The sequence below is a fragment of the Amycolatopsis sp. NPDC058340 genome, assembly GCF_042723975.1.
Lineage (GTDB): Bacteria > Actinomycetota > Actinomycetes > Mycobacteriales > Pseudonocardiaceae > Amycolatopsis.
In genome coordinates, this window is the sequence record NZ_JBHXIB010000012.1 from 134,266 (window position 1) to 149,485 (window position 15,220).

Genomic DNA, 15,220 nt, shown 5'->3' on the forward strand with positions numbered 1-15,220 from the left:
GACCATCGGCGGCCCGCCACGGGCAACGGCAAGCGCGATGCCGTCATTTTCCGGAAAGAATTGGCCCGGTCATTCCGGCGAAGGGTTCTCCCAGACGAAGGTGACCTTGTTGCCGTCGGGATCCACGATCTCCGTCAGCTTGACGAAACCGAAGTCCTGGACAGGGCCGCATTCCACGCCGCGCTCCGCGAGGTCGCCGACGGTCTCGTCGATGTCTTCGACGACGATGACCACGGTGCTCTTGCCCGCGGGTTCCGGGTCGTGGGCGACCTGGATGCCCGCGCTCCCGGCGATCCGCCATTCCGCGACACCTTCCATGGGTTCGGTGTCGGGCCTCCGCCCGATCCACCGCTCGTACCAGGCGACCGCGGCGGCATGGTCCGAGACCGGCAAGACCGCGTAGACATCCTTGAAGGCCGGCAAGGCGGATCGTCCTTCCACTCGGGATCGCCGACCACTCTAGGTCGTTTTGTCCGAGTTCGCCTCGGCTTTACAAGGTCACCTTTACCCTGCTTCCGTGACCGGCAGAAGGACAGTGAGGATGACCGCACGGCTTTTCGCCGTGCTGGCCGTCCTCACCGCCGTCGCCCTGTTGCAGGGCGCGCTGTGCAGTGACGGCGCCGCCGCGGCCGGTTCACCCTGCGCTCCCCTGGTCGCCGCCGAAGCGACCCACGTCACCGGCCCGGAGGAACCCCTTCCGGACAGCCACCTCGACGACCTCACAGGTATCGGCGTGGCGCTGCTCGCCGTGCTCCTCCTGCTCGTCCGGCACCATCGGCCCCCTGAGACGGGAGTGCCGCCGTCTTCGCCGGCGAGGTGTTCGACGAGCACTCCACCACTCGTCCGGCTCTGCGTTTCCCGTACCTGATCGGCGAAGCACCATGCCGTTTTCAGTTGCCGGAACCGAGCCGAGGACACAACAGAATGACCAAGAACACCAAGGTTTCCCTGACGGTCGTGGCCGTCGTGATCGCGGTGGTGGCCGCGCTGCTGGTCTTCACCAACCTGGGTGAAGACACCCCGGCGGCGCAGGCGGACGCGCCTCCGGTGGTACCCGCGTCGATCCTCGTCCGGCCGGACAGCCATCGGCTCTCCGACCCGCCGGGCAGCAGGGTGACCGTCGTGGAGTTCCTCGACCTCGAATGCGAGGCGTGCGGCGCGGCGTTCCCCGGCGTCGAACGGCTCCGCGCCGAGTACGGCGACCGGGTCACCTTCGTCCTGCGCTACTTCCCCATCCCCAGCCACCAGAACGCCGAACTCGCCGCCCGAGCCGTGGAAGCCGCCGGTAAGCAGGGCAAGCTCGAACCGATGTACCGCATGATGTTCGAGAAACAGCCGGAATGGGGCGACCAGCAGGTCTCCCACCGCGATACCTTCCTCGGGTTCGCGCGGCAGCTGGGCCTCGACCTGAAGGCCTTCGAGACCGCGCTGGACGACCAGGTCACGCTCGGCCGGGTATTGGCCGACCGCACCGACGGCGCGAACATCGGTGTCGAGGGCACACCGACGTTCTTCGTCAACGGCGTGAAGTTCTCGGGCTCGCCGTCCTATCAGGGCCTCAAGGCGGTCATCGACCGGGAACTGGCGAAATGAAGCCGTTCGCCGTCCGGGTGACGCCGTGGGTGCTGCTCGCCGGCGGGGCGATCGGGCTACTGGCCTCCTTCGTCCTCACCGTCGAGAAGATCAAGCTGCTCAAGGACTTCTCCTACATCCCGACCTGCAGTGTCAATCCGGTCCTCAGCTGCGGCTCGATCATGAAGACTCCGCAGGCGGACTTGTTCGGCTTCCCCAATCCGTTGCTGGGGATCGCCGGCTTCGGCGTGGTCGTCACGACCGGGGTCGTCCTGCTCGGCGGAGCACGGCTCCCCCGGTGGTACTGGCTGGGCCTCCAGATCGGCTCGGCGCTCGGTGTCGTGTTCGTGCACTGGCTGATGGTCCAGAGCCTGTACGTCATCGGTGCGTTGTGCCCCTACTGCATGGTCGTGTGGGCGGTGACCATCGCCGTCTTCTGGTACACGACCCTGCACAACCTCCACAAAGGACCGGAGGTGAAGGCGGCGCTCCGGTACCACAGCGTGGTACTCGTGCTCTGGTACGCCGCCATCACCGTCGCGGTCCTGCAGGCCTTCTGGAGTTACTGGACGACGCTCGTCTGAAGGCGGCTCCGGTCGAGACCACGCAATCCCCAGGCGCAGACGGCGCCGATCACCGTCAGGGCGAGCCACGGGAACTCCGGGAGGCCCGCCCGGCGTGCGAGGTCGAAGACGGTGCCGGTGAACAGGTTGCCGAGGAGGATGCCCACGCCGACGATCGTGTTGTAGAAGCCGTAATGCGTGGCGACGAGCCGATCGCCGGACAGCCGCACGACAGTGTCCATTTCGAACGGGAAGACGACGACCGTCCCCACGGCCAGCAGGGCCGCGGAGACGAGCAACCCGGCTCCCGCGACGACCGGTCCCGCCCTGGCGACGGTCAGCGGCGCGAGGAAGGCCGCGGCCATGAACGTCATGCCCGCGGCCAGGCACGTGCCGGGCGGCCACCGGTCCTTGAACCAGGCGGTGATCTTGAGCTGCCCGGCGATCGCGAGGCCGCCCGAGAGCACGAACAACCCGGCGATGAGCACGGTCGCCGACGTCTCCGATCCGGTGATCCGGCGGGCCTCCATCGGAAGCGCCAGATAGGTCTGGAACGACAGCACGTACGAGCCGATCATCACCAGCGCGAAGAGCAGGAAGGACCGATTCGCCACGACGATCCGCCAGTCCACCCAGACCGAGGAGCGGTCCCGGTCGTTCTCGTGCGCGGGCAGCGCTCGCACCTGCACCACGGTGAGGACGCCGAAGACCGCGGCGGCGACCAGGCAGGTCAGCCGGAAGTCGACGGCGGTCAGCGCCAGCCCGACCACCGGCCCGGCGAGGATCCCGCCCTGGTAGAACACGTTGAACACCGAGAAGGCTTCGAGCCGCCGCTCCCCCGCGTCCGCGGCCAGATAGGCGCGGACCGCCGGATTGAACAACGCCCCGGCGAATCCGGCTGCCGCGGACGCGACGATCAGCGACGGCAACGACGAAGTCACGCTCAACAACGCGAAACCCGCCGTTCTCAGCACACATCCGGCGACGATGAGCGGTTTGCAGCCGAACCGGTCGGCCAGTGTGCCCCCGAGGAGGTACATGCCCTGCTGGGAGAAGTTGCGGACGCCCAGTACCAGGCCGACGGCCCAGCCCGCCAGCCCCAGCGGACCCGAAAGGTAGCCCGCCAGGTACGGCATCAGCATGTAGAAGCCGACGTTGATGGTGAACTGGTTGACCATCAACACCTTGCTGGGCCGGTCGAACGAGCGGAACCGTTCGGCGAACCCGGTCACAGCGCGGGATCCACGATCGTGCGGCACCGGGTCCAGCGTTCCACCACCCGTTCGCCGGGATGTCCGATGACGTCCGGTTCCCTGGCCGGGACCACGTCGAGCAGCCCGTGTGCCGCGCAGTACTCGTCGTTGTAGACGGTGTCGAAGTAGCGCTGGGGGCCGTCCGGGAAGATCGCGGCGATCCGCACGTCCGGATCGTGCGTGCGGGCCAGCCAGGCGGCCACGAGGGCGACCGCGCCGACGCTCCAGCCGCCGGTCGCGTACTGGGCGGCGGCGAGTCGGCGGCAGGTCCACACGGCTTCGGCCGGGGCGACCCAGTGGACCTCCTCGAACGCGTCGTAGTCGACGTTGCGCGGATGGATGCTCGATCCCAGTCCGCGCATCAACCGGGTGGTGGCGGGCTGGCCGAAGATCGTCGAGCCGACGGTGTCCACGCCGATCAGGCGCAGCTGCGGGGAATACCGCCGCAGCGCCCGGAAGGTCCCGGCCGAATGCCCGCCGGTGCCGACCGAGCAGACCAGCACGTCGATCCGGCCCAGTTGTGCGGCCAGTTCCTCGGCCAAGCCCGCATACGCGTCGACGTTGTCCGGATTGTGGTACTGGTCGGGGCACCAGGAACCGGGCTGTTCCGCCAGCACCCGCCGGACCCGGTCGCGGCGCGCCTGCTGCCAGCCGCCCTCTGGATGGGGTTCGGTGACGAGGTCGACGCGGGTGCCGTGCGCGGTGAGCATCCGCCGCACGATCGGTTCCATCCCGGGGTCGGTGACGAGGGTGACCGGATGCCCGTGGACGATCCCGGCCAGCGCGAGGCCGAGCCCGAGTGTCCCGCTGGTCGACTCGACGATCGTCGCGCCGTCGGCAAGGTCGCCGCGGGCCTTGGCCGCTCCCACCATGTGCAGCGCGGGACGGTCCTTCATGCCGCCGGGGTTGAAACCCTCCAATTTGGCCCAGAAACCCTTACCGGAGCCGGTGAGTCGTTCGTCGATCCAGAGCACGGGCGTGTTGCCGACGGCCAGAGCCGCGTGCCGGGGCAGGACAGCGTTCATCGAGGATTCGTCTTTCTGTGCTGTGCGGACAGGACAAGGACGGTGCGAGGCTTGTCAGGTCCGGGAAACGCACAGTTCGACGAGTATCCGGCAGCCGCTTCGGCCGGCTGGACGAAGACGGGTCTTCTCTTGCGGCACAGGCGAAAGCACGCGCGACGCCAGAGTCGGAAGGTCCGGTGTGGCGGGAGATTCCTCGCTCCGCACGGCGAGGGCGGAGAGCGAGCGGGGGTGCGCGTGTCCCTCGCGCGGCGGGCAGTCATGCGAAGCCGACGTGGCGGCTGCCTGGACGTGCCCGTCGAGACAGACGGCGGTTCCCGAACCCGCCACGACCAGCAGCAGCAAAGCCACCACGAGCCGACGAAGAGTAGCCGGAGAGACACTCACGGTTTCCACCGTAGCAAATCTCCCATGAGTCGTAGTACTAGCCGTCTTAGTAGGACTTCACCGCGCGCTCACAACCGTCCCCGTACTACTAAGCGCGATAGTTGACCCTGCTCGACAGGAGATTCGGTACCCGTGACCCCCTATCGGCGCTCGTCGCGGCATCCCCTCGCCGCCACCGCCGCCCTCATGCTCCTCGGCTTCGGCGCGCTTCCCGCGAGCGCGCAACCGGCGCCGGACGGCCAGGATCCGATGCGGCGCTATCAGGAACTCGGCGCCCAAGCGGCCAAGGCCGACGAGGACCTGCAGGAATCCCAGGACCGGCTGAAGACGCGCGAGACCGAGCGCGACCAGGCGACGGCGGACCTCGGCCGGGCCGACGGAGACCTCACGCAGGCCCAGTCGGCGATCGATCGCTTCCGGCCCCAGGTCGAGGCGATCGCGCGATCCGCGATGAGCGGCGAGCGGCTCGGCAACGCCGTCCTGCTGCTCGACAGTGCTAGCAGGCAGGAGTTCCTCGATCGATCCTCGGCGTTGTCGGTCCTGGCCGACGAGAAGGCCAAGGCGTTGAACGGCCTGCGTGACGCGCTCGGGAGGGCCCAGGCGGCACGCGCCACGGCGGCGGACGCGCGGGAAACCGCCCAGCTCGCGGCGAACGACGCGACGGTGGCGCTGGAGCAGGTCCGCACCCGCAAGAAGGACCTCGACGACCAGATCACCAAGGTGCGGCAGGCACTCGGCGCGCTACCGGCCGCGGACAAGGCGAAACTCGGCAAGGTCCAGGACAAGGGCTCCTATCTCGGCCCGCCCGGCGCCGCGAACGACGCACTGCAGGCGGCGCTGTCCAAACGCGGCTCACAGTACGAATGGGGCGCCACCGGGCCGAGCGAATTCGACTGCTCCGGCTTGACGTCGTGGGCGTACAAGCAGGCGGGCATCTCCCTCCCGCGTACCAGCCGTCAGCAGTACACCGTGGGAAAGGCCGTGCCGCTGGACGCGCTCGTCCCCGGCGACCTCGTCTTCTACGACGACGGCACCGGCGATCCCGGCGCCATCCACCACGTCGGCATGTACGTCGGCGGCGGCAAGATGGTCGACGCGCCGACCGAGGGCCTGCTCGTCGACGTCCGTTCGGTCAAGGGCGACGGGCACCTCATGGGCGCGCGGCGCGTCGTCGGCTGAGCGGAGGCGGCACAGTATCCTTCCCGGCGGAGGTGTCATGCAACGGCTGGGCGAGCTCGAAGCGTCGGTGATGGACGTGCTCTGGGACGCGGCGGAACCCTTGCGGGTGCGCCAGGTGCTCGAGGCGATCAACCGGGATCGCGATCTCGCCTACACCACGGTGATGACGGTGCTCGACAACCTGCACCGCAAGGAATGGGTCGAACGCGAAATGGAGAATCGCGCGTACCGCTACCGAGCCGTGGCGACCCGCGAAGAAGCCACCGCGCAAAGCCTGCGCGAACTCCTCGACGCCTCGGAAGACCGGGAATCCGTCCTGCTGCATTTCGCGCGCTCGGTCACCGAAGAGGAGTCGGACATCCTGCGGCGGGCCTTGCGACGGAAGCCCCGCAAACGATGATCCTGGCGACGGTACTCCTGTTCGGCGTGGTGGTGACCGGCTGGTTCTCACCCCGGCTGCTGGGCAGGCTGACCGCCGGCGGGATCAGCCCCGGCACGGCGCTCGCGTGGTGGCTGCTGACCGCGGCAGGCGTCCTCGCGGGCACACTCGGCGCCGTCCTGCTCCTCGTCCTGCCGGACCACGGTCCCGCCGGGGCCATCACCCGGATCCTCCACGAATGCTGGGCGGCCGTCGGCCACAGCGGCCTCCCGGGCCTCGATCCGGCCGCCGGGACCTTCGCCGGTACCACGGTCGCGATCGCGGCGGCCCGGCTCGCGCTGTCCACCGCGCGGCGACGGAAACGCAGCTCGCTGCTGCACCGGCGCCATCTCGACGTGCTCCGGCTGTCCGGCGCACGCCCCGGGCCGACCCTGTGGCTACCCGACGACCGTCCTATCGCCTACAGCCTCGGCGGGCGCGACGGCCTGATCGTCGCCAGCGAGGGATTGGCCGGGAGGCTGTCGTCCCGCGAACTGGCCGCGGTGCTGGCCCACGAACGCGCTCATCTGCGCGGCAGGCATCACTTCCTGGCAGGCTGCGCCGAAACACTCGGCCGCACATTGCGGTTCGTCCCGCTCATGCGCGAGCTCCCCGGCGCGGTCCGGCTGCTCGTCGAACTGGCCGCCGACCGGGCGGCCGCGGCCGGGCACGGGCCGGACACCGTGCGCTCGGCGCTGCTGTCGGTCCATGCGGGTGACAGCGACACGGCGCTCCGGCTGCACTGGCTGGCGCGCCACCCGAGCGGACCGTCGCGATTCCCGGAACGGGTGCGGGCCGTCGCGGGCGGGACATTGGCCCTGTTCGCCCCGCCCGTGCTCACCGTCGGCCTGATGTTCACGGCCGGCCTCATTTCCTGCTGGTGAAAGAAACGCGTTCGTCACCGATGCGGACGAACGGGGACACCTTCAGGTGATCCGCCTTTTCCGGCCATGGACGCCGATTTCCCGAACGGACGTACGCACGTCGCGGAGAGTCGTTCGGCGGTCAGGGAATCGGGGACGGCAAAACGTGCAGTTTCCACTCACAAGAGTGAGGTGCCGCCATTCCATTGCGCCGGAAAGGCGAATTCCCGGCGCTACTCAAATGGCGGCATTCGCCCGGTATCCCCTTGTCGTAACGTCGAATGAGGAACACTTCCCGTACTGAATTCCCTGGAGGTTTTCGTGATCCGACGCCCCCTGCGTACCTTGACGGTCCTGATCGGCGCCGCCGCGGCCGTCACCGCCTTCGCGACCCCGGCCTCGGCGGCGACGCCGGCCCTGACCGAAGCGGCCGGACCGGCCACCCTGGCCGCCGCACAGCAGAAACTCGGTACTTCGCTCGGCGCCGCGTTCGCCGGCACCTGGCTGGACACCGCGACCGGCGAACTCGTCGCCGGCACCACCGACGCGGGCCAGTCGGCCAGGATCCGCGCCGCGGGCGCGATTCCGAAAGTGCTCCGGCACAGCGCCGCCGAACTGAAACGGATCCAGTCCACATTGGACAACAGAACCACGGGGCTGCCCGGCTCCGTCGCCGGCTGGTACGTCGACGTGCCCGCGAACGAGGTCGTGGTGAGCGTGGTCGGCGGCGATCCCGCGGGCCGGGCGTGGGCCGCTTCCGCCGGGGTACCGGTTCGGGTGGAGCACGTGAAGAGCGCGCCGCGACCGATGTGGAGCGTGGTCGGCGGGCAGGGCCTGTACTTCAGCGGTGGCGCTTGCTCGGTCGGGTTCAACGCCTACGACGATGACGATCATTACGTGATCACCGCGGGCCACTGCACCGAGCTCGGCGGCACCGTGCGCGGCGTCGGTGGCACGATCGGCAAGGTCGCGAGGTCGTCCTTCCCCGGCAACGACTACGGCACCGTGAAGGTGACGCATTCGGACGTCTCGACCCCGCCCCGGGTCGACCGCTACGAGGACGGTTCCGACGTGCGGATCGAGGGGGCCGACGTGGTCGGTGTCGGCGGGCGGGTCTGCCGGTCCGGGATCACCACCCACTGGCACTGCGGCCGTGTCGAGGCGCTGGATCAGACGGTGAACTACGGCAACGGGAACATCGTGCGAGGCCTCACCCAGACCGACGCCTGCGCCGAGCCCGGCGACTCCGGCGGCTCGTTCGTCAGCCGCCCTTCGTCCGGCTCGAGACTGGTGCAGGCGCAGGGGATGACCTCGGGTGGCTCCGGTGACTGCGACGAAGGCGGCACCACCTTCTTCCAGCCCGTCAAGGAGGTGCTCGACCGCTACGACCTGAGGCTGGAAAAGGACTGATCCCCCGCGACGAGGGGCGGCCGGTCCTCCGGTCGCCCCTTGATCAGCGCGGCGAGCTCCCCCGCTTCGAGGACGAGCGTCTCGATCTCCGCCCAGCGGCGGCGGATCCGCTCGGGATCGGCGAGCAGCGTGCCGGAAACCATGCCCAGGAACAGGTTCGCGTCGGTCCCGATCTCCGCGAGACGCAGGAAGGGACGGCGTTCCTCTTCGGTTCCCGTTCCGTGCGCCGCGGCCCGTTCGCGGGCTCGCATCCCGGCGTCGTGGCAGGCGTCGACGAGCAGGGTCCGGATCTCCTCCGTCCGGTTCCCCGGGTTCGCGGGAGGTTTCCCCATGAGCGGGAAGATGTTCCAGGCCACCGACAGCAGGCAGTCGGCCACGTCGTCCATCGACTCCACATCCACCGGGCGAGTGTTCCGGCCCGCGCCTCCTGCCAGCCGGAATGACTCGCGGGAACCACAGGGTCGACCCGATCGGGTGGCAAGCCTCGTGAGTGGCAAGGACGGTTCTAACCGTCCTTGCCACTCACGAGGCTGGGCACCTCCCGGTCGTCGAACGCCCGCACGTCGGTCATCCGCAGGCCGGCGATGAGGCCGGAGAGTCCTTGGTGACCTTCGGGGCGGATCGCGAGGACGCCGCTGGCGAAGAACAGCAGGTTCGCGAGCGGCTCGAAACCGCCGTTGACCACCGACGCCAAGGTGAGCAACGTGAAGTAGCCGCCGGAACCGGCGAGGAACCGCACGATGATCCGCCAGAGGGCGGGTTTCCCGCCGTCCGGGCCGGCGGGGCGGAGCAACACGACCCGCTGCCCGAAGCTGGCGCCGTTGCCCACGACCGGGATGACGAACAGCAGGAGCAGCGCGGGCAGGAAGGTGCCGATCAGCGCGATGACCACGGTGCCCGGTTCGCCAACGAGCAGCGTCGTCACGATCCCGACGGTGGTGCCGAGCAGGACGACGGAGACCACGTCGACGGCCATCCCGAGCAGGCGGCGGCGCGCGGTGACCGGCCGAGGCGCTCCGGGCGGCGCGGACGGCTCGTTCCCCGGCAACAGCCGCAGTAACGGCGCGAGCCCGAAACCGACGGCCGCGCCGAGGGTGTTGGTCAGCAGATCGTCCACGTCGGCCAGCCGGTACGGGCATTCGAACAGGAACCAGACCCCGGTCAGCTGGGTGCATTCGATGAACAGCGAGACCGCGAAGCCGATGGCGACGGTGGCGACGAAACTCCGCCGGAAGAGGTGCCGCACGAACATCCCCAGCGGCACGAACAAGGCGACGTTGAACACCGCCTGCTGGACGGCCGGATTGCGCAGGAACGCCCGAAGACCCGCGCCGGTCTGTTCACGGCGGATGTCGGCGACGAACTGGAACGGGCGCAGTTGCAGATGACCGGCCGCGTGCCCGGCGCACGTCGTCGTCTCCGGGATCGGGAGCAACGTGTACGTCCACAGGGACATGGCGTAGACCAGGAAGCCGAACACCAGCAGGACCCGCCAGAGCCCGAGCTCGCCGCGGCGCCGGTAGCTCGCGGCGATGTACGGGACGGCCAGGAAGCCCGCGAGCACGAAACCCGCGAACACCGCGATGACCGCGGAAACGGTCGGATCAGTCACTCGCGGAAGCTAACAACGCGCGCTCCGGCGCACCCGTCACACCACCTGGCCGGGTGACGGCGTCGGCGGGCGCCAGCGTTCGCTGGTGCGCGAGCGCAGCGATGGCGAAGGTCAGATGGACGACGACCCAGTTGCGGTCTTCGCGATGAATCCGCTGCAGCAGGTCGAGTGAAGCATCGCCCGGCGTACGGCCCTGACGGCAGGCGTCGACGAACGCCTGGGTCAGTTCGTCGACGTTCCTCCGGAACTCCGCGAAGGTGTCGGAGGGCTGGGCGTTGGTGCAGAAATCCACGGTCACGTCACAGAGCGTTCCATAACGCGACACAAAGTTACGAATTGGCGGAGCGCGAATCACTCACGTGAGGTAGTCCAGGAGTGAATCTGTGCTCTGCGTCACGCTGACGCGAGTCCGGCGGGCATCCGGCGTTCCCGTTCGGCCGCCTTCGCCCGGCGAGTGACCGGGAAACGCTGGTCGAGTTCGACCAGCAGCGGTGTCGCCGCCATCAGCGCCAGCAGAGCGAGCCCGGCGTAGGCACCCAAGGTCGCGATGATCGTCATTTCGGCCTCCTCGATCCCGTGCCGCCTGTTCCGGCGGCCTGGAACCAGGATCGCCTCCCGGCCGGGGGCGGCGGATCGGTCATCCGGCGGAGACGCCTCCACCGGTCGGCCTTTTCGGCACTGTCCGATCGGCCGACCCCGGGCGGCGGTGCAGGAGGTCGAACCGCGACCACATGGCCTCGGCCGCCTCGATCGACTCACCGGTGCGGACCGGGTCGACGGCGGCGAGTTGCGCGACGATCGCCTGCACCAGGCTCATCCCGGCGGTCAGCGACGGGAAGAAGGTCACGCCCTCGGCCGGCACCATCAGCACCTGTTCGACGGCGCCGGCCAGCGCGGGGCTCGCCGCGTCGGTGATGGCGAAGGCGCGCGCTCCCCTTGCCTTCGCTTCGTTCGCGGCGAGCACGGTGCTTTCGTACAGGCGCCAGAAACTGATCGCGATGAGCACGTCTTCGGAAGAGAGCTTCGCCGTGGCGTTGGCGAGTTCGGCGTCGCCCGCGGTGATCGCGTGGACGTCGTATCCGGCGAGCCGGGCGTTGTGCGCGAACGCGATCCCGACCGCGGCGTAACTGCCGTCGGCGATGACGACCGTGCGGCGCGCCCCAGCGACGGCTTCGGCGACCTGGCGGATCTCGTCCTCGGCGAACCGCCGGTTGAGCAGGGCGAGGCTGTCGAGGTCCCGGCGCAACGACGCCGAACCCGGCGAGTCGACATCCCGGTGTTCCTCGGCCACTTGCGGCGCGCTCAGCGACGACATGTACCGCGCCCGCAGCTCCTGTTGCAGCGCCGGCCATCCGGCGAACCCGAGCGCCTGCGCCGTCCGGGTGACGGTGGCGACGTTGACCCCCGCGAGCTGGGCGAGCTCCGCGGTCGAGCCGAACGACGCCCGGCGCGGCTGCGAGACCAGCACTTCGAGTACCGCGGCCGACTTCGGCCGCAGGCCACGCTCCGGCGTCCGATCCCGAAGCCACGCCTCGAAACCGTCGTCGGTTCCCGTCTCTGTCACGCACGCCCTCCCTCGACCGCGCCACGGTAACGCATCGTGCCCGGCGAACCACTTGCAACAACCATTGCAGTTTTGCCGAAACGCAGTATACGTTGTCCGCACTCTCGTGACTCCTCGTCGCCCGAACCACGGAAGGCGTTCCCCATGACGCTTCTGGCACGACTGGACCGGCTCCCGCTGAGCCGTCCCCACTACAAACTCCTGCTCATCGGCGGGCTCGGTTACACCTTCGACGGAATGGACTCCGCCGTCGTCGCCTTCCTGCTGCCGAGCGCGAAAGCCGCCTGGGGCCTCGACAACGGCCAGCTCGGGCTGATCGGTTCGGCGACGCCGTTCGGCTTCCTCTTCGGCGCGATCGCCGCCGGACTGCTCGGCGACCGCATCGGCCGCAAGAAGGTCATGATGTACGCGCTGGCCTTCTACGCGGTGTTCTCGGTGGTCGCGGCCTTCTCCCCCAACTACGAGGTCTTCCTTGGCGCCCGGGTGCTGGCCGGGGCGGGCGCGGGCGCCGAAAGCGCGATCATCGCGCCGTTCCTGTCCGAATTCGTCCCCGCCAAACGACGCGGCTGGTTCGTCGGCGCGCTGGCCGGGTTCTTCTCGTTCGGGTTCGTCATGGCCGCGCTGATCGGCCGGTTCGTCGTCCCGACCGTGCCGGAGGGCTGGCGGGTCGCGCAGCTGATCACCGCGCTGCCGATCGTCATGCTGCTGTGGTGGCGCCGCTCCCTGCCGGAATCACCGAGGTTCCTCGTCGCGAACGGACGTCACGCCGAGGCCGAGAAGATCGTCACGAAACTGGAGCGGGACGTCGAAAAGGCCACCGGACGACCACTTCCGGCCGTCGCCGAAGCCGACGCCCAGCCCGCGACGGAGACCCCCAAGGTCAATCTCCTCAGCGCGTTGAAGTTCCTGTGGAGCCCGGCGATGGCCCGCCGCACCGCGGTGATCTGGACCGTGTGGTTCGTGATCACGTTCTCCTACTACGGCTTCTTCTCCTGGATCCCGACCCTGCTCGTCGAACGCGGCATCACGGTGACCAAGAGCTTCGAGTTCTCGATCATCATCTACCTGGCGCAGATCCCCGGGTACTTCTCCGCCGCGTGGCTTTCGGAACGGCTCGACCGCAAGCACACCATCGCGTTGTACCTCGCCGGCTCGGCGGTGAGCGCGTTCTGGCTGAGCCAGATGGACGCGCCGTGGTCGATCACCCTCGCCGGGGCGGTGCTGTCCTTCTTCCTCAACGGCACGTACGCCGGCGTCTACTCCTACACCCCCGAGGTGTTCCCGACCTGGATCCGCGCCAGCGGCACCGGGCTGTCCAGCGCGTTCGGCCGGGTCGGCAGCATCCTGGCCCCGACGATCATCGGCCTGTCCGCGGCGAGCCTCGGCTTCGCCGGCGTGTTCGGCATGACCACCGCCGTCCTGGTGGCCGGGGTGGTGGTCGTGGTCGTGTTCGGCCTGTCCACCGCCGGCCGCTCACTCGAAGAACTGACCGAACACGGCGCGCCCGTGAAGACCGCCAAGGAGATGACGAAGTGACCGTGTCGCTGTCCACTGTGGAGGACAAGACCCGAGCCGCGATCGGCGTACGGCTGTTCACCGTGCTGGCCTGGGTGCCGGAACGGCGAGCGCTGCGGCGGGTGCACAGCAGTCACCCCGTGGAGTACCCGGTCGGCGGCGAGAAGACCGTCGAGGTCGCCGCCGGCTGGCTGGAGCGGTGCATCACCGGGCAGGAGCCCTACTTCGGGCCGGACAGCGCGGCGGTGCGCGAGATCTTCGCCGACCACGAACTCATCGACAGCCTCGGCTGCGGCGCGGTGATCAACGTGCCGGTGGTGGACGACGGCCGCACCCTCGGCGTCCTCAACCTCCTCGACGCGGAAGGTCACTACGACGACGATTCCGTCGCCGTGGCGCGATCCCTGGCACCGTTGGCTGTCCCGGCCCTGCGCGAACTCCTGGAGGAGACCCGATGAACGGATCGCTGTTGCTGCGCGACGCCCGCCTGCTCGACCCGGTCACGGGCGAGTACACCGAGGGCGACCTGCGGTGCGCCGACGGCCGGATCGTCGAGGTCGGCGCCGGTCTCGCCGCGGGCGACGCGCGGACCGAGGACCTGCGCGGGGCGTTCGTGCTGCCCGGGCTCGTCGACGCCCATGTGCACGTCACCGCGTCGACCGCGGATCTGGGGTCGCTGCCCGCGTCGTCACCGTCCTACGTGGCCGCGCACAGTGCCCGCACCATGAGCCGGATGCTGGACCGTGGCTTCACGACGGTCCGTGACGCTTCCGGCGCCGACTACGGCCTCGCCGACGCGCAGGCCGAAGGGTTGTTCCGCGGCCCGCGTCTGTTGTTCTGCGGCCGCGCGCTGAGCCAGACCGGCGGGCACGGCGACAGCCGGACGCGCGGCACCAACGTCAGCGACGATCACCCGTGCTGTGCCGGTCTCGGCCGGATCGCCGACGGGGTCGACGCGGTCCGGGCGGCGGCACGCGACGAACTGCGCAAGGGGGCGCACCACATCAAGGTGATGGCCTCCGGCGGCGTCGCCTCCCCCACCGACCGGATCGACTCGACGCAGTACTCCGCCGAGGAGTTGCGCGCCATCGTCGAGGAGGCGGAGTCGGCCAACCGTTACGTCGCCGCCCACGCCTACACCGCCCGCGCGGTGAACCGTGCGCTCGAACTGGGCGTGCGGTCGATCGAGCACGGCAACCTCATCGACGACCTCAGTGTCGAGCTGTTCCTCCGGCACGACGCGTACCTGGTGCCGACCCTGGTGACGTACTGGGCGCTGAAGGAGGAAGGCCGCGAACACGGGCTTCCGGAATCCAGCTGGCGCAAGGTCGACGACGTACTCGGCGCGGGCATGGCCGCACTCGAGAAGGCCGCCAGGGGCGGGGTGAAACTGGTGTACGGCAGCGATCTCCTCGGCGGGATGCACCGGCACCAGAACCACGAGTTCCGGTTGCGCGGCGAGGTCCAGTCCGCGCTGGAGGTGATCCGCTCGGCGACGTCGACGGCGGCGGATCTGCTGAACCTGACCGGCGAGATCGGCACGCTCGCACCGGGCGCGCACGCCGATCTGGTGGTCGTCGAGCGGGATCCGCTGGAGGACATCGGCGTGCTGGCCGAGCCGGAGAAGTTCCGGTACGTCGTGCAGGGCGGGACCGTGGTCTCCGGCTGAAAGCCGAGGACCTGTATCGCCCACCCACGGGATTCCGCCTTGTCTTGATGCCCTCGGGTGGTGTCGGGGAAGGCCCTCTTTCCTCGGCTGAGCCGAGGAAAGAGGGCCTTCACGCGCCGCCGCTGTGACTGCTGGTGCTTCCGGGGCTGCGGTGGCGATCGCGTAGTCCGTGAGGGCCTCCCTCCGTACCTTC

18 protein-coding genes are annotated in these 15,220 nt (G+C 69.3%); 10 read left to right on the forward strand and 8 right to left on the reverse strand.

Features of this window, described 5'->3' with window-relative positions; all coding sequences use genetic code 11:
- Window positions 1–69: 69 nt before the first annotated feature.
- Window positions 70–423, reverse strand: coding sequence for a VOC family protein (locus ACFWIW_RS17025; RefSeq protein WP_378369312.1), 354 nt, complete (start codon window positions 421–423; stop codon window positions 70–72).
- 118 nt (window positions 424–541) lie between these two features.
- Between ACFWIW_RS17025 and ACFWIW_RS17030 the strand changes: the two genes are divergently transcribed.
- From ACFWIW_RS17030 to ACFWIW_RS17040, 3 genes are read left to right on the forward strand one after another with little or no spacing between them, the layout of a single operon-like run.
- On the forward strand, window positions 542–868 hold the full coding sequence (locus ACFWIW_RS17030; protein ID WP_378369313.1) for a hypothetical protein: 327 nt from the start codon (window positions 542–544) through the stop codon (window positions 866–868).
- 56 nt (window positions 869–924) lie between these two features.
- Window positions 925–1,593, forward strand: coding sequence for a DsbA family protein (locus ACFWIW_RS17035; protein WP_378369314.1), 669 nt, complete (start codon window positions 925–927; stop codon window positions 1,591–1,593).
- Window positions 1,590–2,156 carry a vitamin K epoxide reductase family protein gene (locus ACFWIW_RS17040; RefSeq protein ID WP_378369315.1) on the forward strand — a complete coding sequence of 189 codons (567 nt, stop codon included), beginning with the start codon at window positions 1,590–1,592 and terminating at the stop codon, window positions 2,154–2,156. Before ACFWIW_RS17035 ends, ACFWIW_RS17040 begins: the two co-directional genes overlap by 4 nt.
- Here ACFWIW_RS17040 and ACFWIW_RS17045 read toward each other — a convergent pair.
- On the reverse strand, window positions 2,135–3,367 hold the full coding sequence (locus ACFWIW_RS17045; protein WP_378369316.1) for an MFS transporter: 1,233 nt from the start codon (window positions 3,365–3,367) through the stop codon (window positions 2,135–2,137). The genes ACFWIW_RS17040 and ACFWIW_RS17045 overlap by 22 nt on opposite strands.
- A complete protein-coding gene (locus tag ACFWIW_RS17050) occupies window positions 3,364–4,413 on the reverse strand; it encodes a PLP-dependent cysteine synthase family protein (RefSeq protein WP_378369317.1) in 1,050 nt (349 codons plus the stop codon). The genes ACFWIW_RS17045 and ACFWIW_RS17050 overlap by 4 nt, the downstream gene beginning before the upstream one ends.
- 516 nt (window positions 4,414–4,929) lie before the next feature.
- Between ACFWIW_RS17050 and ACFWIW_RS17055 the strand changes: the two genes are divergently transcribed.
- The 4 genes from ACFWIW_RS17055 to ACFWIW_RS17070 all read left to right on the forward strand — a co-directional run bounded on the left by ACFWIW_RS17055 (window position 4,930) and on the right by ACFWIW_RS17070 (window position 8,667).
- The gene (locus tag ACFWIW_RS17055; RefSeq protein ID WP_378369318.1) at window positions 4,930–5,976 is read left to right on the forward strand and encodes an NlpC/P60 family protein; all 1,047 of its coding nucleotides are present in this window, start codon (window positions 4,930–4,932) and stop codon (window positions 5,974–5,976) included.
- A 37-nt stretch (window positions 5,977–6,013) separates the two neighbouring features.
- Window positions 6,014–6,376 carry a BlaI/MecI/CopY family transcriptional regulator gene (locus ACFWIW_RS17060; protein WP_378369319.1) on the forward strand — a complete coding sequence of 121 codons (363 nt, stop codon included), beginning with the start codon at window positions 6,014–6,016 and terminating at the stop codon, window positions 6,374–6,376.
- Window positions 6,373–7,278 (forward strand): M56 family metallopeptidase, encoded by a 906-nt coding sequence (locus ACFWIW_RS17065; RefSeq protein ID WP_378369320.1) that lies wholly within the window; start codon window positions 6,373–6,375, stop codon window positions 7,276–7,278. The genes ACFWIW_RS17060 and ACFWIW_RS17065 overlap by 4 nt, the downstream gene beginning before the upstream one ends.
- 300 nt (window positions 7,279–7,578) lie before the next feature.
- Window positions 7,579–8,667, forward strand: a complete 1,089-nt coding sequence (locus tag ACFWIW_RS17070) for a S1 family peptidase (protein WP_378369321.1) — start codon at window positions 7,579–7,581, stop codon at window positions 8,665–8,667.
- Here ACFWIW_RS17070 and ACFWIW_RS17075 read toward each other — a convergent pair.
- The 5 genes from ACFWIW_RS17075 to ACFWIW_RS17095 all read right to left on the reverse strand — a co-directional run bounded on the left by ACFWIW_RS17075 (window position 8,640) and on the right by ACFWIW_RS17095 (window position 11,843).
- Window positions 8,640–9,053 (reverse strand): hypothetical protein, encoded by a 414-nt coding sequence (locus ACFWIW_RS17075; protein WP_378369322.1) that lies wholly within the window; start codon window positions 9,051–9,053, stop codon window positions 8,640–8,642. The two genes, ACFWIW_RS17070 and ACFWIW_RS17075, sit on opposite strands and share 28 nt — an antisense overlap.
- Before the next feature lie 119 nt (window positions 9,054–9,172).
- The gene (locus tag ACFWIW_RS17080) at window positions 9,173–10,279 is read right to left on the reverse strand and encodes a VanZ family protein (protein ID WP_378369323.1); all 1,107 of its coding nucleotides are present in this window, start codon (window positions 10,277–10,279) and stop codon (window positions 9,173–9,175) included.
- Window positions 10,272–10,577, reverse strand: a complete 306-nt coding sequence (locus ACFWIW_RS17085; RefSeq protein WP_378369324.1) for a hypothetical protein — start codon at window positions 10,575–10,577, stop codon at window positions 10,272–10,274. Before ACFWIW_RS17085 ends, ACFWIW_RS17080 begins: the two co-directional genes overlap by 8 nt.
- A gap of 95 nt (window positions 10,578–10,672) precedes the next feature.
- The gene (locus ACFWIW_RS17090) at window positions 10,673–10,837 is read right to left on the reverse strand and encodes a hypothetical protein (protein ID WP_240598862.1); all 165 of its coding nucleotides are present in this window, start codon (window positions 10,835–10,837) and stop codon (window positions 10,673–10,675) included.
- A 79-nt stretch (window positions 10,838–10,916) separates the two neighbouring features.
- Complete coding sequence (locus tag ACFWIW_RS17095) at window positions 10,917–11,843, reverse strand: MurR/RpiR family transcriptional regulator (RefSeq protein ID WP_037337104.1); 927 nt, start codon at window positions 11,841–11,843, stop codon at window positions 10,917–10,919.
- Between the two features lie 144 nt (window positions 11,844–11,987).
- Between ACFWIW_RS17095 and ACFWIW_RS17100 the strand changes: the two genes are divergently transcribed.
- The 3 genes from ACFWIW_RS17100 to ACFWIW_RS17110 are packed head-to-tail and all read left to right on the forward strand — an operon-like array spanning window position 11,988 to window position 15,027.
- Window positions 11,988–13,379: an MFS transporter gene (locus ACFWIW_RS17100; RefSeq protein ID WP_378369325.1), complete on the forward strand. Its 1,392-nt coding sequence runs from the start codon at window positions 11,988–11,990 to the stop codon at window positions 13,377–13,379.
- Window positions 13,376–13,816: a GAF domain-containing protein gene (locus ACFWIW_RS17105; RefSeq protein ID WP_378369326.1), complete on the forward strand. Its 441-nt coding sequence runs from the start codon at window positions 13,376–13,378 to the stop codon at window positions 13,814–13,816. The genes ACFWIW_RS17100 and ACFWIW_RS17105 overlap by 4 nt, the downstream gene beginning before the upstream one ends.
- Complete coding sequence (locus ACFWIW_RS17110) at window positions 13,813–15,027, forward strand: amidohydrolase family protein (RefSeq protein WP_378369327.1); 1,215 nt, start codon at window positions 13,813–13,815, stop codon at window positions 15,025–15,027. The genes ACFWIW_RS17105 and ACFWIW_RS17110 overlap by 4 nt, the downstream gene beginning before the upstream one ends.
- The last annotated feature ends 193 nt before the right edge of the window (window positions 15,028–15,220 follow it).